The organism is Novosphingobium sp. (assembly GCF_041905565.1).
In the GTDB taxonomy this organism is placed as follows: domain Bacteria; phylum Pseudomonadota; class Alphaproteobacteria; order Sphingomonadales; family Sphingomonadaceae; genus Novosphingobium.
This window is the reverse complement of record NZ_JAYRKX010000015.1, coordinates 73,910-94,736: the sequence shown is the minus strand read 5'-3', so window position 1 is coordinate 94,736 and position 20,827 is coordinate 73,910. Positions and strand designations below refer to the sequence as shown.

The following is a 20,827-nucleotide window of genomic DNA, read 5'->3' as shown; positions in this document are numbered from 1 at the left end:
GTATGGCCGAACTCAACCAATCCATGATCGAGGAGGAAAATCAGCCACTACACATCACCGCAAAGGCCGCCTGACGATGACCCAGGGCCACCGCCGAAATTACACCACGTTGACGGACGTGACCAAGGGATCGAACCTGGATCTGCAGTTGTTTGACAAGCACACCCTACGCAGTGGACTGCCAGGTGCAAGTTATTGGCAGGATTGAGGAAAATGGGAAATATCGGTCTGGTGTCAAACTGATTTGCCTGCAAATCGCGATTTGCAATCGCGCCTGCTGGGGGATAAATACAGCGATAACAATGGTCTATCCTGACGTATTGCGGGCAAGTCGCGATTTGCGCGCCTGTTGCCTGCGGTCAGGATCGTGTCCCACGGGGTGGTGTAGCTGAGTGCTGAGGTGGTCACCGTGATTTTCGGATAGGTTTGGGTTGCGACACTCGAACCTGACGGAAGGAACCACGATGACCGATCCGATGATGCACTTGCGTTCGCTGGTGGAGAAGACCCCGGACGCAGATATTTTGCGCGACATGATCTCGTTTGCTGCCGAGCGGCTGATGGAGATGGAAGTCGGCAACCTGACTGGTGCGGGCTATGGGGAGAAGTCGCCAGCTCGGCTTGTCCAGCGCAATGGCCACCGTGAGCGTGATTGGCAGACGCGGGCCGGCACGGTCGAACTGCGCATCCCCAAGCTGCGCAAGGGCAGCTACTTCCCCGGCTTTCTCGAACCACGCCGGATGGCCGAGCGGGCGCTGACGGCGGTGATCCAGGAAGCCTACATCCAGGGGATCTCGACCCGCTCGGTCGACGATCTGGTGAAGGCGCTGGGCATGGATGGCATCTCGAAGAGCCAGGTCAGCCGGCTGTGCGAGGAGTTGGACGAGCGCGTCCACACCTTCCTCGATCGCCCGATCGAAGGCGACTGGCCATACCTGTGGATCGACGCCACCTACGTGAAGGTGCGCCAGAACGGGCGGATCGTCTCGGTCGCGGTGATCGTCGCCGTCGGCGTCAACAGCGACGGCCGCCGCGAAGTGCTGGGCATGGACATCGGCCCCTCGGAGGCAGAGCCCTTCTGGACAGCCTTCCTGCGCAAGCTGACGCGCAGGGGTCTGCGCGGCGTGAAGCTGGTCATCTCGGACGCTCACTAAGGCATCAAGGCCGCAGTCTCCAAACTGCTGTGCGCGAGCTGGCAACGCTGCCGCGTCCACTTCATGCGCAATGCCCTGGCTCATGCCGGCAAGAGCGGCAGGCGCGTCGTCTCCGCGTTCATCGCCACCGCGTTCGCCCAGGAAACACCCGAAGCCGCGAGCCAGCAATGGCGTTCCGTGGCGGATCAGGTGCGACCCAAACTGCCCAAGCTGGCGACCCTGATGGACGACGCCGAGCCCGATGTGCTGGCATACATGACGTTCCCCAAGGAACACCGTGCCAAGCTGCACAGCACGAATCCCATCGAGCGGCTCAACGGCGAGATCAAACGCAGGACTGAGGTCGTCGGTATCTTCCCGAACGAGGCCGCCATCACCCGCCTCGTCGGTGCTATCCTCATGGAACAGTCCGACGAATGGGCTGTCCAGCGCGCCCGCAACATGACACTTGAAACAATGGCGCCCCTCAGCGACAATCCCATCGTCATGCTGTCGGCCGTACCTGGCGCATGATCGGCTCAAACTGACGCCGAAATGAGCGGGGGCCTCCCCCAGCTACACCATCCCGTGGGACACGATCGCGGTCAGCCCGTTAGATCGCCGGTCAGACCGATTTTGCACCTTTCCGCAGGTCGTCCAGGTAGTCACTCCACCACTGCGCCATGGCTACACGCTCCTTCCAGTGGGCGCCGCGATGGTACGCAGCGCGTACCTTGTCAGTGTCGCCGTGAGCCAGGGCGCGTTCGATGGCATCGGGGTTCCATTTCCCGCTTTCGTTTAGCAGCGTGGACGCCATTGCGCGGAAGCCGTGGGCGGTCATTTCGTCGGTGGCATAGCCGAGGCGGCGCAGGCCCGCGTTGATCGTATTGTCGCTCATCGGGCGGCGACGGGTGCGGACAGAAGGAAAGACATAACCGCTTGGTCCGGTCAGTGGCTGCACATCTTTGAGGATCGCAATGGCCTGGCGCGAGAGCGGAACGACATGTTCCTTGCGCATCTTGGTCTTCCCTGCCGGGATCGTCCACAGCGCCTCTTCCAGGTCGATTTCCGACCACTCCGCGTGCCGTAGTTCGCCAGGGCGGACGAACACGTGAGGGGCCAATTGCATCGCGAATTTGGTGATAGGCTGCCCCTCGTAGCCATCGATTGATCGGAGCAGTTCGCCCACACCGGTGGGGTCGATGACCGCCCCATAATGCGTGACGGTGGGGCTTGTCAGCGCCCCCTTGAGGTCGCGCGTAGGGTCGGACTTGAGGCGCGCCGTGGCGACCGCATAGCGGAACACCGAGCCTGCCAGTTGGAGCGTTCGGCGGGCGCTTTCGAGTTTGCCTTTGCCTTCGATCCGGCGAACCGCGACCAGCACATCGGCAGGCTCGATTTCGGCGATCGGCATATTGCCGATGGACCCGCACAGGATCGACAGAAGGTACTCGCAACGCTTTGCAGTGGCTGGCGCCCATGCGCGCTGCCCATCCCGCTTTCGTCTTTCACAGAACTCGGCAGTGATAGCGGCGAAGGTGTTTTCGGCCTCCACCTTCGCGCGAACCTTATCGCGTTGCTTCTCGCGAGCCGGATCCTTGCCCGCAGCCATAGCCTCCCGGGCTTCGTCGCGTCGTCTGCGCGCCTCTCCCAAGCCAATCTCCGGGTAAGGGCCAATCGCCAGCTTCTTCTCGCGTCCATCAACCCGGTACTTGAACCGCCAGAGTTTTCCGCCGGTTGGCTGGACCAGCAGGAACAGGCCATGGGAGTCGCCCATCTTGTAGGGCTTTGGAGCCGGCTTAGCATTGCGGACGGCCACATCGGTAAGTGCCACGATTTCAATCCCTTCCACCCAGAGTGGCCCCCAGCTTGGGGGGCACTCGAATTGAGCGAAACCCACTTGGCCCCCCAAATGGCCCCCAGATTCGCGAGATGTGGCGAGAAATGGTGGGCACTGGCGGGACAAATGCAGTGTGAAAACCCTAGGATTTCCGAGGGTTTCGTAGCATTTTCGGGATGTTGTGGGAAGGGAGGGCTGGAGCGGGTGAAGGGAATCGAACCCTCGTCGTAAGCTTGGGAAGCTTCTGCTCTACCATTGAGCTACACCCGCTCGGGTGCGAAGGCCCTTGCCATGGCGGGACTTGGCGGTCAACTGGCCTGTGAACGAACAAGACAGGCGAGGGATGCATGACCGAACAGGTGATCACGATCGAAAGCAGGGGCGCGGTGGAGGTGGTGAGCCTGAACCGGGCGGACCGGCTCAATGCGATGAACGAGCCGCTGATCCGTGCGTTGCTCGACTATTTCACGGGCTTGCAGGACCGGCTCGACGTGCGCGTCGTGGTGCTGCGGGCCGAGGGGCGGGCGTTTTGCGCCGGGTTGGACCTGACCGGCTGGCAGCGCGACGGGGACAGCGGGCCGGTGCAGCAGGGCTGGCGCACCCAGCGGATGATCGCGGCGGTGATGCAGGCCATGCGCAAGTGCCCGCAGCCGGTGATCGCCTGCGCGCAGGGCCCGGCCTGCGGCGGCGGCTTCTCGCTGCTGCTGGCGAGCGACGTGCGCTATGCCGCGCCCGACATCCGCATGAACGCGGCCTACATCAAGATCGGCCTCGGCGGCTGCGACATGGGGGCGAGCTACTTCCTGCCGCGGCTGGTTGGCAGCTCGGTGGCGAGCGAATACCTGCTGACCGGCAAGTTCATGACCGCGGACAAGGCGCTGGCGTGCGGCCTCATCAGCGAAGTCGTCCCGCAGGAGGACCTGCTGGGCAAGGCGCTGGCCTTGGCCGACGAGATGCTGCTGACCGCGCCGATGGGGCTGCGGCTGACCAAGGACGCGCTGAACCTGAACATCGACGCGGCGTCGATGGAACATGCCTTTGGCCTGGAAGACCGGCAGCAGATCATGCTCAGCCAGACAGCGGATTCGGTTGAGGCGCGCACCGCTTTCTTCGAAAAGCGCGCGCCGAACTGGGAGAACCGCTGATATGACCGAGCTGGTGCTGTTCGAACGGCAGGGCGCCATCGCGCTGCTTACGCTCAACCGGCCGGACAAGCGCAACGCGCTGAACCTGGCGCTGTGGGGCGAGCTTGAGGAGCATCTCGATGCGATCGAGGCGCTGGGCGAGGAGCTTGGCGTGGTGGTGCTGCGCGCCAACGGGCCGGTGTTCTGCGCCGGTAACGACCTGAAGGAGCGCGGGGCCAAGGCGCCGCGCGCCAATTACCAGTCCAGCATTGTCAAGCGGCTGGCCGAGTTGCAGCAACCGGTGGTGGTCGCGGTGCAGGGCGGGTGCTTTACCGGCGGGCTGGAACTGGCGCTGGCAGGCGACATCATCCTGGCGGGCGAAGGTGCCTCGTTTGCCGATACGCACGGCAAGTTCGCGCTGGTCCCGATCTGGGGGATGAGCCAGCGCCTGCCGCGCCGGGTGGGTGAATGGAAAGCCCGCGAGATGAGCTTTACCGGCCTGCCGGTGAGCGGCGCGGAAGCCGCGCGGATTGGTCTGGCGAACCACTGCGTGCCCGATGCCGAGCTGGAAGCGCGGACCTTGCAGCTGGCCGAGGCGATCGCCGGGCAGAGCCGCCATTCGGTGCTGGCCTACAAGCGGCTTTACCGCGCGCAGGCCGACCTGCCGCTGGATGCCGGGCTGGCGTTCGAGATCGTCAACACCGCGGGCGTCGGGCCGGACTTTGCCGAACGGGTGGGCGGCCAGTTCGGCTGAGCCTTCGCCGGGGCGGCTATTGGTGGCGGTAGACGGCCCGTTCGTGGCTGAACGCCTTGAACCCGAAATAGCCGTGATAGCTGCCCAGCCCGCTCTGGTTCACGCCGCCGAACGGCAGGTTGTTTTCCAGGTAGTGCGAGAACACCCCGTTGATCGTCACCCCGCCGGATGAGGTGCGCTGCAGCACCTGCTCGACCGCGGCATCGTCGTTGCTGTAGATGTACAGCGCCAGCGGCTTGTCGCGCGCGGCGACATAGTCGATCACCTGGTCGAGCGTGTCATAGGTCATCACCGGCAGCAGCGGGGCGAAGATTTCTTCCTGCAGGATCTTCATCTGCGGGGTCACGCCGGTCAGCATGGTCGGGTGCACGGTCAGGTCGTCGGCTTCGAGAATGCCGCCGGCGGCGACCGTGGCGCCCTGGGCAACGGCATCGTCGAACAGCGCCTTGACCCGGTTGAAATTGGCCTGGTTGACGATCTGGGCGATGCCTTCCTTCCGGATTGCGCCGTGCTCGTCATAAAGGTTGCGGGCGACGTTGGCCTTGAACCCTGCGACCAGGCGGGCCTGCTGGTCTTCGGGCACGAAGACATAGTCGGGGCAGATGCAGGCCTGGCCGCCGTTGAACTGCTTGGCATTGGCGAGGTCGGCGGCAATCTTGTCGATATCGGCGCCGCGATCGATGATCACCGGGCTTTTCCCGCCCAGTTCCAGCGTCACGCTGGCGAGGTGCCTGGCTGCGGCGGCCATCACGATCTTGCCGACCCGGGTGCTGCCGGTGAAGAAGATGTGGTTGAACGGCAGGTCGAGCAGCGCCGTGGCGACGCTGACATCGCCTTCGAACAGGGCCACGTCGCTTTCGTCAAACGCCTCGCGGATGATGCTGGCGGCGACGCTGGCCGTGGCCGGGCACAGGTCGGTCAGCTTGACCATGCAGCAGTTGCCCGCCGCAACCGCCGCCGCGACCGGGCCGAGCGTCAGGCCGAGCGGGAAGTTCCACGGCCCCAGGATCAGGCAGACGCCGCGCGCTTCATGGATGATCTGCGCCCGGTCGTTCGGGTTGAGCGAGGGGGTGACCTCGGTCGGGGCCATCCAGGCATCGAGATTGTCGATATTGCGCTGGATGTTGGCAGTGATGTTCAGCACCTCGGTCACCCGGATTTCGCCTTCGGGCTTGCGGGTGTCTTCGAGCACGGCGGCGACGATCGCATCGGCGTGCGCTTCCACCGCGGCCTTGAGTCGGGCGAGCTTTGCCTTGCGCTCTGCCGCGCCGGATGCCTTGACCTGCCATTGGTGGGCCTGCTGCACGGCAAAGACGCGGGCAATCTCCGCCGTCACGTCGGCGGCCTGGTTGGGCGCGGTGGTCATCTCGGGTCTCCCTGCCGGTGGTTCGGGCCGATCGTGCGGCCGGTCAGCGGCAGGGATTGACCCAAGAGCGCAGCATGGTCAATTGGTAAGTATCACTGACAATATTTTTCAGCCCTGCTGGGTTCGCCCGCGTTCCATCACCGCCAGGCGCCGGGCCTCGACCTCGCCCTTGTCGACCTGGGCGTTGGCGGAGGAGCTGCGCGCGTGTTCCAGCGCCATCGCCTCGCCGAAGGGCAGGGCAAAGCCATCATCGATCAGCGCCTTGTAGGCCTGGACCATGCCGGGATCGGCAGTGGCCATGTCGGCGGCCAGCTGCTTGCACACGGCCAGCAGGTCGTCCGCCGGGACCACCCGGTTGACGAGGCCCCAGGCGCAGGCGGTCTGCGCATCGAGGAAATTGCCCGACAGCGACAGTTCCTTGGCGCGGCTGATCCCGATCAGGCGCGACAGCTTTTGCGACAGGCCCCAGCCCGGCATGATCCCGACCCGCGCATGGGTATCGGCAAAGCGGGCGTTCTCGGATGCGATCAGGACGTCGCAGGCCAGCGCCACTTCGAACCCGCCGGTGATGGCAACGCCGTTGATTGCGCCGATCACCGGCTTGGCGCAAAGCTCGATCGCCTTGACCGGGTTGGCCAGCGCTTCTTCGGCATTGGCCGCGCCCAGTCCTTCGACCCCCAGCTCCTTGAGGTCGAGCCCGGCGGTGAAGGCCCGCGTGCCCGCGCCGGTCAACACCACGGCGCGCACTGCGGGATCGGCGTTGACCGCTTCCATCGCCGCCGCCAGTTCGGCCCGCAGGCCGCGCGACAGGGCGTTCATCGCCTCGGGGCGGTTCATCGTTACCACGGCGACGGCGCCGTCGCGCTCCACGGTTACCAGCATATGTCTGTCCTCATTCGAAAGGGATATTCTCGGTGATTCTGGCCCATTGCTTGCCATCGTGGCCGAACAGGATGTGCGTGCCCCCGGCGCGGGCTTTGGCCAGTCGTTCCAGGGTCAGCAGGCCCTGCTCGGTATCGGCCGTGGCGCGGGGCAGGACCATCACATCCAGGTTGCGTTCGGTATAGCAGCAGTCGCCCGCCAGCAGCACTTCGCCCTTGGCCAGCCGCACGATCACGCTCTGGTGGCCGTGGGTGTGGCCCCAGGTCGGCACGATCCGCACCGTGCCATCGCCGAACAGATCGTGTTCGCCGTCGATCAGTTTGACCGGCTGGCCGGTGTCATAGTCCAGTGCCTCGTACAGTCCCGGTTCCGGCGCGGCTTGCGCGGCGTCCCATTCGCGGCGCTGGATGATGACGCTGGCATTGGGAAGCAGTGCATTGCCGCCGCAATGGTCGATGTGGAGGTGCGAATTGACGATCCAGTCGATGCTGGCGGGATCGACCTCGATCGCTTTCAGTCGGCTGGCAATGTCCATCCCTTCGAACCATTGCAGCCCGAACTTGTTGGCGGGCAGGGCATTGGCCAGCTCGCGCCGGTATCGCACCCCCATGCCGGTATCGAACAGCACGCGGCCTTTGGGGTGGCTGATCAGGTAACTGGGGACGGGCCCGCGCAGGTAGTCACCCTCGTCGCCTTCGACGAAATAACCGGGGCGGCACTGGAACCACCCGCAGTTGAAGGCATAGAGGGTGGCCCCTTCGCTCACTTGCGCAGCCGCACGGTCGAGCTTTGCCCATCGTCGACGCGGATCACCGCGCCGGTCACGCATTCGCTGGCCGGGGAAACAAGATAAAGCAGCGTGGTATCGAGCTGCGCGGGCTCGCACACGCGGGCGCGCGGCAGGTGCGGGGCGGGGTTGCCGCCCATCCGCTCGAACATGCCGTCGGTCATCTCGCTGGTGAACATGCCCGGCGCGATGGCGTTGACGTTGATCTGGTAGGGCGACCATTCCATCGCCAGCGCCTCGGTCATCCGGGCCACGGCGGTCTTGGTGGTGGCATAGAGCGCCGCGCCGCCGCCGAAGTATTCGAGGTGCGCGACCGAGCTGATGTTGACGATCCGCCCCGGTTTGCCCGCCGCGATCAGCCGCCGTGCAACTTCGCAGGCCAGGATCCACGGGCCGCGCAAGTTGACCCCCAGGACCTGGTCGATCAGCTCGATGCTCATCTTGTGGGCGCGCTGAGCGTCGGGCATCCCGGCGTTGTTGACCAGGATGTCGACCGTGCCGAAGCGTTCCTCGGCGGCGGCGACGGCGGCGATCAGCGAATCCGCGTCGGTCGCGTCCATCCGCACCGCCATGGCCTGCCCGCCGGCCGCCACGATGTCGGCCGCCAGCGCTTCGAGCCGGTCAAGCCTGCGCGCGGCCACCACCACCTTGGCGCCCTGCGCGGCGAGCACGCGGGCAAAGCGTTCGCCCAGCCCGGACGAGGCGCCGGTAACCAGGGCGACGCGGCCGCTGAGATCGTTCGAATTGTAGGGCAGGGGGAACTGGCTCATCACTTGCTCCATTGTGTTTCGATGGCGGCCAGGCGGTCGCGCCATGTGCTGTGCGGCGCGAGTGCCGCGAATTCCCGGGTGAGCTGGGCGACGAGTTCGGCGACCGGTTCGACCTGTTCGATCAGGCCAACGCTTTGCCCCGCGCTGAAGGTGTCGCGCCACGCGCGCACGCCTTCGGGCATCGGCATCTTGCCGCCGGCGATCTGCGCCGGATCGAGGCCGACCGCTTCGAGCGAATCGCGGATCCAGTTGGCGGGCACACCGTTCATGGCAGAGGAGGTCACGATCCGGTCAATCCCGGCCTGGGCGATCATCGCGCGGTGGCCGTCGACCACCCCGCTTTCGGGCGTGGCGATAAAGCGCGTGCCCATGCAGGCAATATCGCCGCCCAGCGCCAGCGCGCCGGCCATGCCCGCCGCATCGGCGATCCCGCCCGCGACGATCAGCAGCCCGTCGTAAATCCGCCGCACCGCCGGAACGAAAGCGAACGGGGTGAGGAACCCGGTGTGCCCGCCCGCGCCCGAACAGGTCACCATCAGCCCGTCGACCCCGGCTTCCAGCGCCTTTTCGGCGTGGCGCATGGTGGTCACGTCCTGCACTACCCGGCCGCCCCAGCCGTGGACGCGCTCAACCAGGCGGGATGGATCGCCCAGGCTGGACAGGACCAGCGGCACCCGGTGCGCTTCGAGCAGGGCGAGCTTGGCTTCGCCTTCCGGTTCGGTCGCGATGCGGCTGGGCAGGTTGACGATCGGCGGGGCGCCGTCCGCCTCGGCCAGCGCGGCCAGATAGCGCTCGAACTCGTCCATCGGGGTCAGGGTGCCGCCCTGCCAGCCGGCAACCACCCCGGCGCGCACGCAGGCGGTGGCGAGCGGCACGGACGAGGCAAAGCTCATCGGGGCGCACATCAGCGGCAGTGCCAGCTTTTCGAACATTGACCCAGGCTCTCCCTGCCCTGTGCGTGAAATTCAATCGCGCGATTAAATTGCACAGTGCATGGGCCGGGGCAGCGTGGCAACCCCCTCAGGCGGCTTCGGCGGCCTCCACCACATCGCGCAGGCGGTCCTTGCCGAACCACAGCTCGTCGCCCAGGAAGAAGCTGGGAATGCCGAACACACCCCGCGCCACCGCGCGTTCGGTGTTGGCGACCAGCTCGCCCTTGACCGCGCTATCGGCGGCCAGTTCGGCCAGCTGCGCGGTGGGCAGCCCGGCATCGGTCAGCGCGCGTTCCCACACGTCCGGCAGGTCAAGCTTGAGGCCCTGTTCCCACATGCCCGCAAACATCGCCTCGTCATAGGCGGCCTCGCAGCCCAGCCGGCGGGCGGCCAGCGCGCCGCGCATCATCAGCAGGGTGTTGACCGGGAAATGCGGGTTCATCACGAACTTGTCGATGTGGTGCGCCGTCATGAAGCGCCGCATTTCAAGCCGGTCATAGGCCACCTTGGCGCCGATATGGCCATAGGCCTGCATCGGGCTCTGGTTGCCGATTGCCTTGAACACTCCGCCCAGCAGCACCGGTTCATAGCGGAAGGAAACGGTGCCCTTTGCCGCGATTGCCGGCAGGGCGCGGTGGACCAGATAGGCATTGGGGCTGCCGAAATCGAACAGGAACGCAATCTCGCGCGGCATTACCATTTCTCCCCGTATGGCCGGATTTCCTGCTCGAACGTCCAGGCTGATTTCGGCTGGTTGTAAAGCGACCAATAGGCGTCCGCCACTGCTTCGGACGGCATCAGCGCGTCCTCTGGAATGTCGGCGCCGCCGCCGCGCTCGGCCAGGCGTTCGCGCACCCAGGCGGTATCCACCCCGGCGTCGATCACCAGGTGGGCCACGTGCAGCCCCTGCGGCCACAGTTCGCGCGCGGCGCTTTGTGCCATGGCGCGCAGGCCCGCCTTGGCGGCGGCGAAAGCGGCATAGCCCGGGTTGCCGCGCAGGCCGGCCGTGGCGCCGGTGACGAAGATCTTGCCCGCGCCGCGCGGCGCCATGATGCTGGCCGCCTCGCGCACGGTGACGAAGCCGGCAAAGCAGGCCATTTCCCAGACCTTGCGGAACACCCGGTCAGTCGTTTCACGCAGCGGGAACTGGACGTTGGCGCCGACGTTGAACACCACCAGCGCCAGCGGGGCAATTGCCTCCGCCTCGGCCAGGAAGGCGGCCACATCCTCTGGCTCGCGCGCGTCGAGCGAACGGCCCGTGACCGCGCCGCCCAGCAGCGGGGCCAGCTTGTCGCCATTGCGGCGTCCGGCGTGGACCGCAAAGCCCTCTGCCGCGAAACGCCGCACGATCGCCGCGCCGATGTAGTCGCCCGCGCCGATCACGGCGACCGAGCGGCTGGGCGCGCTCACTTGCGCTCCAGCGGAATGACGGCAACGGTGAAGCGCGAAATGCACACCAGCTTGCCGGCCTCGTCCTCGATCCGGATGGTCCAGACCTGCGTGGTCCGCCCCAGCGCCTCGGGCCGGGCCGTGGCATAGACCCAGCCCGAATAGGCCGGGCGGATATGGTTGGCGTTGATTTCCATGCCGACGCCAACGAACTTCGTGTTGTCGACGCACCAGCTGGCGGCGACCGAACCGACCGTTTCCGCCAGGGCCACCGATGCGCCGCCGTGCAGCCGCTTGAACGGCTGCTGCGTCCGCTCGTTCACCGGCATGCGGGCCTTGATCCAGTTGTCGCCGCAATCGACGAACTCGATCCCCAGCCAGCTGTTCATCGACCCTTCGCCGCCACGGGTCATGGCGGCAAGGTCAGGGTGCTTGCCGCCCCACCAGATCATTTGGTTGCTCATTGCAACTTAATAACCGCAATCCGGCCAGGCTGTAAAGCCTGGCTCAGTGGAACCGCGTTGCCGCCGGCACCACCAGGGCCAGACCCAGCGCCACGGTGGTCATCGCCCAGCCGCGGTGCATGTGGCTGAGCGAGCGCAGCCAGAACTGGGTGTAGATGTCGACAAAGCCCAGGATCGCCAAGGCCTCGATCATCATCAGCCCGCCCATCGCGCGCAGCACGCAGGCCAGCAGGTCGCTCGGCACCCAGGGGTTGGCCATATAGACCAGCCCGCCGATCAGCAGTTCCAGCATGCCGCAGACGAACTGCAGCGCGGGGCTTTTCTCGACCTCTTCGATCATCACCCGCCAGGCGCCCGGCTTGCGCAGCGCGCCGATCCCCGCGAACATCGCGGTCAGGCCAAGCAGCAGCGCCGACCAGGCGGTCGGGTCAACAGTGTTCGTCATGCTCTTTCGTTCCTCCAGCCCAAGGGTTCTCCCCGGAGGTATTATGCTTTGCTTGTCCGCACGATGCGCGGGCACGGGCGACTTGTCCAGTATCCTCTTGGGCACTGGACATTAATCGCGCGCTTAAACATACTCCGCGACAAGGCCGGGCAAAACGGCCGTGTGGAGAGAGTGCGAAATGGCATTGCCAAAAGTCTGCATCATCGGTGCGGGATGCTCCGGGTTCACCACGGCCAAGCGGCTGAAGGATTACGGCATCCCGTTCGACATCTACGAAGCGTCGGACGACATCGGCGGGACCTGGTACTACAACAACCCCAACGGCATGTCGGCCTGCTACCAGAGCCTGCACATCGACACGTCGAAGTGGCGGCTGGCCTTCGAGGACTATCCGGTCCCGGCCGAATGGCCCGACTATCCGCACCATTCGCAGCTGCTCAAATACTTCCACGACTATGTCGACCATTTCGGCCTGCGCCCGTTCATCCGCTTCAACACCCGGGTCGAGGACGCAAGCCGCAAGCCCGGCGGAGGCTGGCGCATCACGCTCTCTACTGGCGAGGTGAAGGACTATGACGCGCTCGCCGTGGCCAACGGCCACCACTGGGCGGCGCGCATTCCCGAATATCCGGGCCATTTCGACGGCACGCAGATCCATTCGCACCAGTACCGCACCCCGTTCGAGCCGGTGAACTGCATCGGCAAGCGCGTGCTGGTGGTGGGCATGGGCAACAGCGCGATGGACATCGCGAGCGAGCTGTCGCAGCGCCCGATGGCGCAGCGCCTGTTCGTGTCCACCCGGCGCGGGGTGTGGATCTTCCCCAAGTACTACCAGGGCCAGCCGCTCGACAAGAACCCGGCCCCGGCCTGGCTGCCCAAGGGGCTGAAGCAGTGGCTGGGCGGACGCATGGTCAAGAAGCTGGTCGGCAAGATGAGCGACTATGGTCTGCCGGAACCCGAAATCGGCCCGTTCGAAAGCCATGGCACCGTTTCGGGCGAATTCCTGCTTCGCGCCGGATCGGGCGATCTGACGATGAAGGGCGGGGTGGAACGGCTTGACGGCGACGGCGTGGTCTTTGCCGATGGCAGCCGGGAACAGATCGACGTGATCGTCTGGGCCACCGGCTATGACATCCGCTTCCCGTTCTTCAAGGACCCGGCCTTCACCGCCGATGCCGACAATCGCCCGCCGCCGCTGTACAAGCGGATCATGAAGCCCGGGGTGCCGGACCTGTTCTACATGGGCCTGGCCCAGCCGCTGCCCACGCTGGTCAATTTTGCCGAACAGCAGAGCAAGCTGGTCGCCGCCTACCTGGCGGGGCAGTACCTGCCGCCGGAACCGGCTGAAATGGAACGGATCATCCAGGCGGACGAGCAGTATTACACCGGGCAGTATTACCAGGCGAGGCGGCACACGATCCAGCTCGACTTCGATCACTACGTCCGGGCGCTGGGCAAGGAACTGGCCAAGGGCGCCGCGCGCGCCCGGGCTAAGGGCAATGCGCTGCCGGTCAGGCCGCGCGAACTGGAGGATGCTTGACCATGGCAGCCCGTGCACTCAACCCCGTCGATGTCAGCGATAGCGCGCTCTATACCGAGGACACATGGCGCGAACCCTTCGCCCGCCTGCGCGCCGATGCTCCGGTCAGTTGGCGCGAAGACAGCGCCTATGGCCCTTATTGGTCGGTCGCCTCGCACGAGCTGATCCAGCAGGTCGAGCTTGATCCGGCGACCTATTCCTCGCAGCTCGGCAACATCACGATTGCCGAAGGCGTCGCGGGCGGCGAATTTCCGAACTTCATCGCGATGGACCCGCCGCGCCACACCGAGCAGCGCCGCGTGGTTGCCGCGGCCTTCACCCCCAGCCAGATGCTGCACCGCGAACGCCAGGTGCGCGAGCGGACGAAGGAACTGCTCGATGCCCTGCCGGTCGGGGAAACCATCGATTGGGTCAACCAGGTCGCCGTGCCGCTGACCATCGGCATGCTGGCGATCGTGCTCGACTTTCCGTGGGAGGAACGCGATTCCCTGCGCAAGTGGTCGGACATGGCCAGCAACGTCTCGCCCGAGGTGATGACCGAGGAGTATTCGCAGGCCTTCTTCGCGGAAATGGGCGTCATGTTGGCCCGGTTCGACCAGCTGCTGGAACAGCGCCGCGCCCAGCCCCCGGCGGACGATCTGCTCAGCCGGATGATCCATTCCGAAGCGATGGGCAACCTGACCCCGCTGGAACGGATCGCCAATATCGCCCTGCTGATCGTCGGCGGCAATGACACCACCCGCAATTCGATGAGCGGGCTGGTCGAAGCGCTGCACAAGTATCCCGATCAGCTGGACCGGCTGCGCGCCGACAAGGCGCTGATCCCCAATGCCGCGCAGGAAATCGTCCGCTGGCAATCGCCCGTTACCCACATGCGCCGCACGCTGACTCGCGACGCGGAGCTGGGCGGGCAAAGCCTCAAGGCGGGCGAAAAGATCGTGCTGTGGTACATCTCGGCCAACCGCGACGAAGCCGTGTTCAAGGATGCCGAGCGTTACGATGTGGGCCGCGAGAATGCCCGCCGCCACCTTGGCTTCGGCCACGGCATTCACCGCTGCGTGGGCGCGCGGCTGGCTGAAATCCAGCTCGACACCCTGATCGAAGAGATCATTGATCGGCGCTGGCGGATCGTTCCGCAGGGTGCGCCGACCCGGCTAGCCAGCCCGTTCCTGCACGGCTTCACCGCCATGCCGGTCAGCATCGCGGTTGACTGAGATGGACTACCAGACCCTGCTGGTGGAGCGCGAAGGGCCGATCCTGTGGATCCGCCTGAACCGTCCCGCAGTGCTCAACGCCTATACCAGCGAGCTCGGCGCCGAACTGGCCCGCGCCTTTGCCGAGGCCGATGCCGACGACGCCGTGCGGGTGGTGGTGCTGGGCCACACCGGCCGGGTGTTCTGCGCCGGGGCGGATGTCTCGGCCGGGGCCGGGGCCTTCGACACCGAAAATGGCGAGGGCGCGAAGAACTTCGGCGGGGGTGACGGCGCGCGCGGCGACAGCAATTTCATCCAGGCGATGATGAATTGCCGCAAGCCTTCGCTGGTCGCCTTCAACGGATCGGCGGCGGGCGTCGGGCTGACGCTGACCCTGCCTTGCGACATCCGCGTTGCGGCGGAAAACGCAAAATTCGGCTGCGTCTTCACCCGGCGCGGGCTGGTGCCCGAAGCCGGTTCGGCCTGGTTCCTGCCGCAGTTGGTCGGCCTGTCGACCGCGCTGAAGTGGTGTCTTACCGGGGCGCTGGTCCCCGCGGACGAAGCGCTGGACGCCGGGCTGGTCAGCGAAGTGGTCCCGGCGGGCGAAGCGGAAACCCGCGCGCGCGAACTGGCGCTGGAAATCGCCGCTAACTGTTCACCTGTGGCGCTGGCGCTGACCCGGCGGATGCTGTGGCGCTTTTCCACCCAGTCCGGGCCAGAAGGTGCGCTGTCGGTCGATGCGGCGCTCAACATCGCGCTGGGGGCCAAGGCGGACGTCCACGAAGGGGTGGCCGCCTTTCTTGAAAAGCGCGCGCCTGACTTCCCCTTGCGGGTCAGCGCCGACATGCCGGACACGCCGTGGTGGCCGCAAGGCAGTTAAAGGCTGTAGGACAGCCCCGCCACGGCAAAGACCTGGCCCTTGCTGCCCGCAGTGCCGACCAGCGGGCTGCGCGCGAAATCGCCCTGCATGCGCTTGTAATTGGTCAGCATGAACAGGCCCCAGCCCTTGCGCGGTTCGCCGGCAAGATCGTGGGTGTAAAGCAGCGATCCGCCCACGCTTTTCAGCCCGCCGCCCGTGGGTGTGTAGGCGGGCAGCGGCATGCCGGGGGCCACGCCATAGTAATACTGGGCAAAGCCCTTGCCGACGAAATCGGCCGACACGCCCAGCCGGGCAAAGCCGCGCTGCGAAACCGGCGAATTGAGCGACAGTGTCGGGGTGATCACGTGGCTGCGGTGCGCTCCGGCCACGTCGCGCAGCAGGGTCACGTCAAAGTTCAGGCTGGCGGGTGGGATCAGCACCCCGCGCTGGCTGATTCCGGCGGTCAGCCCCAGTTCCACCGCCGTCTTGCGCGTGCCCAGCGCGGCGACGCGCGGATCGTCAACATCGCCGTTGCGCTCCAGCCGCAGCTGCGCGACCGGGCCCAGCACCAGCCGGGTCCTGGCACCGGGGCGATCAGCGATCACGTCGGTATAGAGGTTGAGCCCGCGCATCTGGAATTCGATCCCCGAAACGCGTCCTTGCAGGATCCCGCCGGGCTGCAGGCGGTAATCGTTCGACCCTTCATAGTCAGGCGCCGCGCCCAGGCCGAAACCGATGGTCAGGCGGTCGCCGCCGTCATCGCGCAGGCCGGCGGGCGGACCGGCGCGTTCGGGCGCTTGGGCCAGGGTCGGGCTGGCGGCTGCGGCAAGCGCCAGCGCGGCAGCGGACAGGGCGAAAGCGGGCAGTACGCGGGAGCCGGGCATGAAATGGCCTTTCAAATCAATCCCCCGATCCGCAATATAGTCGCGCGGCGCAGGCGGACAAGTGTACCTTGGGGCAAGGAGCAGGATCAGGCATGACCTACATACTCTACGGGGCGCTCGGTTCGCCCTATTCGATGAAGCTGCGGGCGGTGCTGCGCTACCGGCGGCTGGTCCACATCTGGCAGGACGGCGCCGCCACGCGCGAGGCGCTGACCCAGGTCCGCGCACCCGTCATCCCGGTGCTGCGCTATCCCGATGGGCATTACGACAACGATTCGACCCCGGTGATCTATGATCTTGAGGCGCGCCACACCGAACGGCGGATCGTGCCGGATGATCCGGCCCAGGCCTTCATCGCCCACCTGCTCGAGGATTTCGCCGACGAATGGCTGACCAAGGCGATGTTCGGCTATCGCTGGCTGGAGGACGTCGACCAGGTGCAGATGAGCCGCTGGCTGGCCTTCGACAACCTGAAAGGTGGGGGGCTGGCGACCAGCCAGGCCTTTGCCGAGCAGTTCCGCGCCCGGCAGGTGTCACGCATGGCGCTGGTCGGCTGCACGCGCGAGAATTTCCCGCTGATCGAGGCGAGCACCCGCGCGGTGCTGGCCGCGCTGGAAGCCCACGTGGTCAACCGCCATTGCCTGTTCGGGACGCGGCCCAGCCTGGCCGAATTCGGGATATTCGGCCAGCTGTCGCAGCTGGGTACCGATCCCACCCCGCAGGCGATGATGCGGGCGGACTATCCTTATACCTACCGGTGGTTGGCCCACATCGACGACATGAGCGGGGTGGACGGCGCGTGGGAGGCAGGCTTTGCCCCGGTTGTGGCAGAACTGGTCCGCGTGGCGGGCGAGGTCTACGTTCCCTTCCTGCGCGCCAACGAGGATGCGGCCGAAGCCGGGGCCGAGACGTTCCGCATGGAAGCGATGGGGCTGCCTTATGAACAGGGGGTGTTCAAGTACCAGCTGAAATGCCTGCGCGAGCTGCGCAGCCGCTACGCCGCGCTGGACGGCGCGGCGCGCGATGCGGCAGACGGCGTGCTGGGGCCAGCCTGGCTGGCGCTGCTGGCCCCGTGACGCTTACTTCGATGCCTTGATCCAGGCGTCGATCTTGCTTTCCAGCACGGACAGCGGCAGCGCGCCGGTGCCCAGCACCTGGCTGTGGAATTCGCGGATGTCGAACTTCGCGCCCAGCGCCTTTTCGGCCTTGGCCCGCAGCCGCTGGATGGTCAGCGCCCCGACCTTGTAGGCCAGCGCCTGGCTGGGGATGGCGATATAGCGCTCGACCTCGGCGGTGGCGTCGGTCTTGCCCATGCTGGAATTGGCCAGCATGTAGGCAATGCCCTGATCGCGGGTCCAGCCCTTCCAGTGGATTCCGGTGTCGACCACCAGCCGCATCGCGCGCAGCATTTCATCGTCCAGCGTGCCCATGCGCGACCACGGGTCCTTGTAGAACCCCATCTCGTTGCCCAGCGTTTCGGCATAGAGCGCCCAGCCTTCGACATAGGCGGTGTTGCCGCCGAACCGCATGAAGGCGGGCAGGGCCTCGTTTTCCTGGGCCAGGCTGATCTGGAAATGATGGCCCGGCGCGCCTTCGTGCAGGTACAGCGTCACTTCGCCCGGCGTGGTGCGGCTGGGCAGGTCATAGGCGTTGAAATAGAAAGTGCCCGGGCGGCTGCCGTCCGCCGTGCCCTGCTGGTACGAGCCGCCGGCCTCGAACTTCTCGCGGAATTCCTCGTAGGGGCTGATCTTCAGCGGCGCCTTGGGCAGCACCTTGAAATAGTCTCCCACCTTGGCATCGACCAGTTTGCCGATGTCATAATAGCGCTGGGTCAGCTCCTCGCGGCTCTTGCGCTTGAACTGCGGGTCGGTGCGGATGAACTGGAAGAATTCCGCGAGGGAGCCCTTGAAGCCGACCTCCGCCTTGACCTTCTCCATCTCGCCCAGGATGCGCTTGACCTCGCTCAGCCCCAGCTTGTGCAGGTAGTCGGGCTTGAGCGGCAGGGTCGTGGTGCTTTCGACCTGCTGCAGGTACAGCGCCTTGCCGCCCTTCATCTGCGCCAGGCCAAAGGTGTCGCGCGCCTTGGGCAGGTACTGGTCGCGCAGGTAATCGCGCAGCCGCTGGTTGGCGGGATAGACCTGGCCCGCCACCACCTCGCGGTAACGCGCGGTCAGGCGGTCCTTGTCGGCCTGGCTGAAAGTGTCCGGCAGTTGCTTGATCGGCTCCCAATAGGGGCTGTCTTCGGGCGCCTGCTTGAGCTGGGTGTCGAGCTGTTCGATGACGTTGCGGATCGTCATCTTCGTTTCGACCACCCCGCTTGCTTCGCCTTCCTTGAACTTGGCGATCGAGCGGTCGATCAGCTTCACATAGTCGGCGTGCCGCTTGAGGTTGTTCTCATAGTCCTCGACCGTCTTGAACGGGATCCCGGTGTTGCCGCTGGCCAGCGTCGGATAGAACGTGTGGAACCCGAAGAAGTGGTTGATCGGGCGCACTTCGGTCAGCGCCAGGATCTGCGGGGTCAGCCCCTTCAGCGTTTCCTGCCGGTCGCGCTTGAACACGTCATAGGCGATCTGGTCGGTCGGATTGAGGCTGGCGCGGTTGATCCGGCCCAGTTCGGCCAGCTCGTCCTGCGCGGCCTTGCGCTCGGCATCGTTGTATTCGGGCGTCAGGAAATCGCCCAGCCGGTCGGCATAGCGCATGTCGCCGCGGAACAGCGCGGACAGCGGGTTGCGCTTCAGGCTGGCTTCGTCCGAAGCGGCGAACAGTGCAAACAGGCGGTCGTGTTCGCTCTGAACCGTAGCGACGGGAGGGGCGGCCTCGGCCAGAGCGGGGGCGGCGGGCAGGCCAGCGGTGCCGGCCAGCAGCGCGGCGGCGAAAAACGAGCGAAGCGTGGTCATCGGGCGGGTTCCTTCAGGGCGCGAGCAGTCAAGCTGTGTTGATGATATAATACACCAACCAGACCTGCTCAAGCCCTTGTTTTCACCGCGTCCGGGGCCAAGCCCTGCTCGACCAACGGCGCGCCGGTTTCGACCGGTGGCGCGCGGTCACGGCACCCGCGGCAGCTTCAGCAAGGCGGCCTGGGTCGCGGCGCGACTGGGCGCTGGGGTCAGGACTGTGACCAGTTCGACTTCCACGTTCTTGCGATAATAGTGCAGGTTGCCGCCATTCGGCGCGTCGAACTGCATCCAGGCGTGGTCGGGATCGCCGGGCAGGTCGATCTTGTCGCCCGGACGGGTCCGGCGGGTCGCCTGGGTGGCCATCGGGAAATAGGCCGGATCGTGCCAGATGAAGTTCAGCCGCAACGTGCCTCGGGGCCCGCGGTAGGAGCAACCCGCCATGTCGCCCAGGCTTTCCGGTTCAGTCTTGTCGATCTTGATGCCCAGCGCCGCGCCGACCTGCGCCGCGCTGAGCAGGCAGGGCTGGGCCAGCGCGGCCTTGTCCATCAGCGCCGCCGCCGGGACCGGAGCGGGGGCCGCAGGCCCGCGCGATGCCCGCGGAACGGGGCGCGCTTCGGCGGTCTGGTCGGATTGCTGTCCGCAGGCGCTGAGCAGCAGGAGCGGCAGCAGGGTGGTGTAGCGCATCGATGGGCCTCGCTTGATGGTGGGTCTGGACACGGTCAGGGCAGCAGCCCCGGGGGAACGGCGGCAACGATCGTTGCAGGGGTGGTGACAAGCGGCTGGCTGGTCCAGCGCAGGCCCTTGCCGGTGTCGAGCAACATCACCGACCTGGCGCGTTCCAAGGTGCCGAGCGCCAGGGTCGGATCAGTCACGCTGCGCCAGGCGGTGCCCTGCCAGGTTCCTGATGCGGTCAATTCGCACAAGGCGGCGAAGCGGTTCGCGCTCGGCGTGTCCTGACCGCCGCCGATCACCCGCTGTGCGAGCGCGCCAGCGGCAGCGGCAACGCCATCATCCGGGGCGGCCTTTTCAGCCCGCGCGATCCCCAGCCGCAGTGTGCCGGACGCCGGGCCAGACAGGGCGGCCCCATGCCAGGTGCGCCCCAGCACCTTGCCGGGGCCTGACGGCATAAGGCCCAGGTTGAGGCCGAAGGCGACCAGCGCGCAATCGACCTCGATCCGCTGCAGGCCCGGCACCGCCACCTTGAAGGGGATTTCGAACATGACGTCGCTTGCCGCCGGAACATGGGCCAGCAGCAGCGCGGCATTGGCCGGGGTAATCGAACCGTCGCTGTCCAGCTCGAACCGGGCCAGGCGGCCATCGGCGGCACTGGGTACCAGTTGCTCCACACTGGCGCGCGGCGCGTCTTGAGGGGCGATCGCGCGGCTGCCTGGCATGGGCAGCTTGAGCACAGTCTGCGCCGATGCAGCGCTGGCTGCGGTCAGCAGGGCGGCGATCACGGCGTGGCGAAATGCGGACATCGCGGGGTCTCCCATCGGGTGCAGTTCTATTCGCCTGCCGGTGCCGATTGGGCGCTACCCAAACGGGTAGAGCGGTGTTACGCCCTGCGC

General features: G+C 66.2%; 21 protein-coding genes, 1 tRNA gene and 1 pseudogene. 8 read left to right on the top strand and 15 right to left on the bottom strand.

All coding sequences use genetic code 11. The features are described from left to right. Both ACE3N9_RS12875 and ACE3N9_RS12870 read left to right on the top strand, forming a co-directional pair. Positions 1-208: hypothetical protein (locus ACE3N9_RS12875; RefSeq protein ID WP_374284158.1), on the top strand; the 208-nt coding region annotated here is incomplete at its 5' end. A gap of 256 nt (positions 209-464) precedes the next feature. Continuing rightward, positions 465-1,667, top strand: a pseudogene (locus ACE3N9_RS12870) (IS256 family transposase). A 91-nt stretch (positions 1,668-1,758) separates the two neighbouring features. On the opposite strand, the gene ACE3N9_RS12865 reads toward ACE3N9_RS12870, so the two are convergent. Beyond that, the gene (locus tag ACE3N9_RS12865; RefSeq protein ID WP_374284156.1) at positions 1,759-2,967 is read right to left on the bottom strand and encodes a tyrosine-type recombinase/integrase; all 1,209 of its coding nucleotides are present in this window, start codon (positions 2,965-2,967) and stop codon (positions 1,759-1,761) included. Positions 2,968-3,169: 202 nt separating this feature from the next. Then, positions 3,170-3,243: transfer RNA gene (locus tag ACE3N9_RS12860), tRNA-Gly, on the bottom strand. A gap of 77 nt (positions 3,244-3,320) precedes the next feature. On the opposite strand from ACE3N9_RS12860, the gene ACE3N9_RS12855 reads away from it, so the two are divergent. Together ACE3N9_RS12855 and ACE3N9_RS12850 are read left to right on the top strand one after the other, a co-directional pair. Then, the gene (locus ACE3N9_RS12855; protein ID WP_374284154.1) at positions 3,321-4,118 is read left to right on the top strand and encodes an enoyl-CoA hydratase/isomerase family protein; all 798 of its coding nucleotides are present in this window, start codon (positions 3,321-3,323) and stop codon (positions 4,116-4,118) included. A 1-nt stretch (position 4,119) separates the two neighbouring features. Beyond that, on the top strand, positions 4,120-4,851 hold the full coding sequence (locus ACE3N9_RS12850; protein WP_374284152.1) for an enoyl-CoA hydratase/isomerase family protein: 732 nt from the start codon (positions 4,120-4,122) through the stop codon (positions 4,849-4,851). Between the two features lie 16 nt (positions 4,852-4,867). Here ACE3N9_RS12850 and ACE3N9_RS12845 read toward each other — a convergent pair whose 3' ends face one another. The 9 genes from ACE3N9_RS12845 to ACE3N9_RS12805 all read right to left on the bottom strand — a co-directional run bounded on the left by ACE3N9_RS12845 (position 4,868) and on the right by ACE3N9_RS12805 (position 11,886). After that, positions 4,868-6,217 carry an aldehyde dehydrogenase family protein gene (locus ACE3N9_RS12845; protein ID WP_374284150.1) on the bottom strand — a complete coding sequence of 450 codons (1,350 nt, stop codon included), beginning with the start codon at positions 6,215-6,217 and terminating at the stop codon, positions 4,868-4,870. Between the two features lie 108 nt (positions 6,218-6,325). Next, entirely contained in the window at positions 6,326-7,099 is a 774-nt protein-coding gene (locus ACE3N9_RS12840) for an enoyl-CoA hydratase (protein WP_374284148.1), read from the bottom strand. 10 nt (positions 7,100-7,109) lie between these two features. Beyond that, complete coding sequence (locus ACE3N9_RS12835; protein ID WP_374284146.1) at positions 7,110-7,865, bottom strand: N-acyl homoserine lactonase family protein; 756 nt, start codon at positions 7,863-7,865, stop codon at positions 7,110-7,112. After that, positions 7,862-8,656: an SDR family NAD(P)-dependent oxidoreductase gene (locus ACE3N9_RS12830; RefSeq protein WP_374284144.1), complete on the bottom strand. Its 795-nt coding sequence runs from the start codon at positions 8,654-8,656 to the stop codon at positions 7,862-7,864. Before ACE3N9_RS12830 ends, ACE3N9_RS12835 begins: the two co-directional genes overlap by 4 nt. After that, positions 8,656-9,588, bottom strand: coding sequence for an NAD(P)H-dependent flavin oxidoreductase (locus ACE3N9_RS12825; RefSeq protein ID WP_374284143.1), 933 nt, complete (start codon positions 9,586-9,588; stop codon positions 8,656-8,658). Before ACE3N9_RS12825 ends, ACE3N9_RS12830 begins: the two co-directional genes overlap by 1 nt. Before the next feature lie 88 nt (positions 9,589-9,676). Next, complete coding sequence (locus ACE3N9_RS12820; protein WP_374284142.1) at positions 9,677-10,282, bottom strand: 2-hydroxychromene-2-carboxylate isomerase; 606 nt, start codon at positions 10,280-10,282, stop codon at positions 9,677-9,679. Further along, on the bottom strand, positions 10,282-10,998 hold the full coding sequence (locus ACE3N9_RS12815) for an SDR family NAD(P)-dependent oxidoreductase (protein WP_374284141.1): 717 nt from the start codon (positions 10,996-10,998) through the stop codon (positions 10,282-10,284). Before ACE3N9_RS12815 ends, ACE3N9_RS12820 begins: the two co-directional genes overlap by 1 nt. Beyond that, positions 10,995-11,441: a hotdog fold thioesterase gene (locus ACE3N9_RS12810; protein ID WP_374284140.1), complete on the bottom strand. Its 447-nt coding sequence runs from the start codon at positions 11,439-11,441 to the stop codon at positions 10,995-10,997. Before ACE3N9_RS12810 ends, ACE3N9_RS12815 begins: the two co-directional genes overlap by 4 nt. A gap of 43 nt (positions 11,442-11,484) precedes the next feature. Beyond that, positions 11,485-11,886 carry a hypothetical protein gene (locus ACE3N9_RS12805; protein ID WP_374284138.1) on the bottom strand — a complete coding sequence of 134 codons (402 nt, stop codon included), beginning with the start codon at positions 11,884-11,886 and terminating at the stop codon, positions 11,485-11,487. 178 nt (positions 11,887-12,064) lie between these two features. Here ACE3N9_RS12805 and ACE3N9_RS12800 point away from each other — a divergent pair, with 178 nt between their 5' ends. From ACE3N9_RS12800 to ACE3N9_RS12790, 3 genes are read left to right on the top strand one after another with little or no spacing between them, the layout of a single operon-like run. Then, complete coding sequence (locus ACE3N9_RS12800; protein ID WP_374284137.1) at positions 12,065-13,426, top strand: flavin-containing monooxygenase; 1,362 nt, start codon at positions 12,065-12,067, stop codon at positions 13,424-13,426. A gap of 2 nt (positions 13,427-13,428) precedes the next feature. Next, the gene (locus ACE3N9_RS12795) at positions 13,429-14,640 is read left to right on the top strand and encodes a cytochrome P450 (protein ID WP_374284136.1); all 1,212 of its coding nucleotides are present in this window, start codon (positions 13,429-13,431) and stop codon (positions 14,638-14,640) included. Between the two features lies 1 nt (position 14,641). After that, positions 14,642-15,499 (top strand): enoyl-CoA hydratase-related protein, encoded by an 858-nt coding sequence (locus ACE3N9_RS12790; protein WP_374284135.1) that lies wholly within the window; start codon positions 14,642-14,644, stop codon positions 15,497-15,499. Here the strand turns inward: ACE3N9_RS12790 and ACE3N9_RS12785 are convergent. Further along, positions 15,496-16,362, bottom strand: coding sequence for a MipA/OmpV family protein (locus ACE3N9_RS12785; RefSeq protein WP_374284134.1), 867 nt, complete (start codon positions 16,360-16,362; stop codon positions 15,496-15,498). The genes ACE3N9_RS12790 and ACE3N9_RS12785 overlap by 4 nt on opposite strands. Positions 16,363-16,454: 92 nt before the next feature. Here ACE3N9_RS12785 and ACE3N9_RS12780 point away from each other — a divergent pair, with 92 nt between their 5' ends. After that, a complete protein-coding gene (locus ACE3N9_RS12780; RefSeq protein WP_374284133.1) occupies positions 16,455-17,438 on the top strand; it encodes a glutathione S-transferase N-terminal domain-containing protein in 984 nt (327 codons plus the stop codon). Between the two features lie 3 nt (positions 17,439-17,441). On the opposite strand, the gene ACE3N9_RS12775 is transcribed toward ACE3N9_RS12780, so the two are convergent. The 3 genes from ACE3N9_RS12775 to ACE3N9_RS12765 all read right to left on the bottom strand — a co-directional run bounded on the left by ACE3N9_RS12775 (position 17,442) and on the right by ACE3N9_RS12765 (position 20,737). After that, the gene (locus ACE3N9_RS12775) at positions 17,442-19,259 is read right to left on the bottom strand and encodes a DUF885 family protein (RefSeq protein WP_374284132.1); all 1,818 of its coding nucleotides are present in this window, start codon (positions 19,257-19,259) and stop codon (positions 17,442-17,444) included. A 147-nt stretch (positions 19,260-19,406) separates the two neighbouring features. Continuing rightward, complete coding sequence (locus ACE3N9_RS12770; RefSeq protein WP_374284130.1) at positions 19,407-19,943, bottom strand: DUF3558 family protein; 537 nt, start codon at positions 19,941-19,943, stop codon at positions 19,407-19,409. A 35-nt stretch (positions 19,944-19,978) separates the two neighbouring features. Next, positions 19,979-20,737: a hypothetical protein gene (locus tag ACE3N9_RS12765; RefSeq protein ID WP_374284129.1), complete on the bottom strand. Its 759-nt coding sequence runs from the start codon at positions 20,735-20,737 to the stop codon at positions 19,979-19,981. Positions 20,738-20,827 lie beyond the last annotated feature (90 nt).

Coding starts and splice junctions, on each gene's coding strand:
- ACE3N9_RS12855 (WP_374284154.1), top strand. CDS start 3,321: ATGACCGAACAGGTGATCACGATCGAAAGCAGGGGCGCGGTGGAGGTG.
- ACE3N9_RS12850 (WP_374284152.1), top strand. CDS start 4,120: ATGACCGAGCTGGTGCTGTTCGAACGGCAGGGCGCCATCGCGCTGCTT.
- ACE3N9_RS12845 (WP_374284150.1), bottom strand. CDS start 6,217: ATGACCACCGCGCCCAACCAGGCCGCCGACGTGACGGCGGAGATTGCC.
- ACE3N9_RS12840 (WP_374284148.1), bottom strand. CDS start 7,099: ATGCTGGTAACCGTGGAGCGCGACGGCGCCGTCGCCGTGGTAACGATG.
- ACE3N9_RS12830 (WP_374284144.1), bottom strand. CDS start 8,656: ATGAGCCAGTTCCCCCTGCCCTACAATTCGAACGATCTCAGCGGCCGC.
- ACE3N9_RS12825 (WP_374284143.1), bottom strand. CDS start 9,588: ATGTTCGAAAAGCTGGCACTGCCGCTGATGTGCGCCCCGATGAGCTTT.
- ACE3N9_RS12820 (WP_374284142.1), bottom strand. CDS start 10,282: ATGCCGCGCGAGATTGCGTTCCTGTTCGATTTCGGCAGCCCCAATGCC.
- ACE3N9_RS12810 (WP_374284140.1), bottom strand. CDS start 11,441: ATGAGCAACCAAATGATCTGGTGGGGCGGCAAGCACCCTGACCTTGCC.
- ACE3N9_RS12805 (WP_374284138.1), bottom strand. CDS start 11,886: ATGACGAACACTGTTGACCCGACCGCCTGGTCGGCGCTGCTGCTTGGC.
- ACE3N9_RS12800 (WP_374284137.1), top strand. CDS start 12,065: ATGGCATTGCCAAAAGTCTGCATCATCGGTGCGGGATGCTCCGGGTTC.
- ACE3N9_RS12795 (WP_374284136.1), top strand. CDS start 13,429: ATGGCAGCCCGTGCACTCAACCCCGTCGATGTCAGCGATAGCGCGCTC.
- ACE3N9_RS12790 (WP_374284135.1), top strand. CDS start 14,642: ATGGACTACCAGACCCTGCTGGTGGAGCGCGAAGGGCCGATCCTGTGG.
- ACE3N9_RS12785 (WP_374284134.1), bottom strand. CDS start 16,362: ATGCCCGGCTCCCGCGTACTGCCCGCTTTCGCCCTGTCCGCTGCCGCG.
- ACE3N9_RS12780 (WP_374284133.1), top strand. CDS start 16,455: ATGACCTACATACTCTACGGGGCGCTCGGTTCGCCCTATTCGATGAAG.
- ACE3N9_RS12775 (WP_374284132.1), bottom strand. CDS start 19,259: ATGACCACGCTTCGCTCGTTTTTCGCCGCCGCGCTGCTGGCCGGCACC.
- ACE3N9_RS12770 (WP_374284130.1), bottom strand. CDS start 19,943: ATGCGCTACACCACCCTGCTGCCGCTCCTGCTGCTCAGCGCCTGCGGA.
- ACE3N9_RS12765 (WP_374284129.1), bottom strand. CDS start 20,737: ATGTCCGCATTTCGCCACGCCGTGATCGCCGCCCTGCTGACCGCAGCC.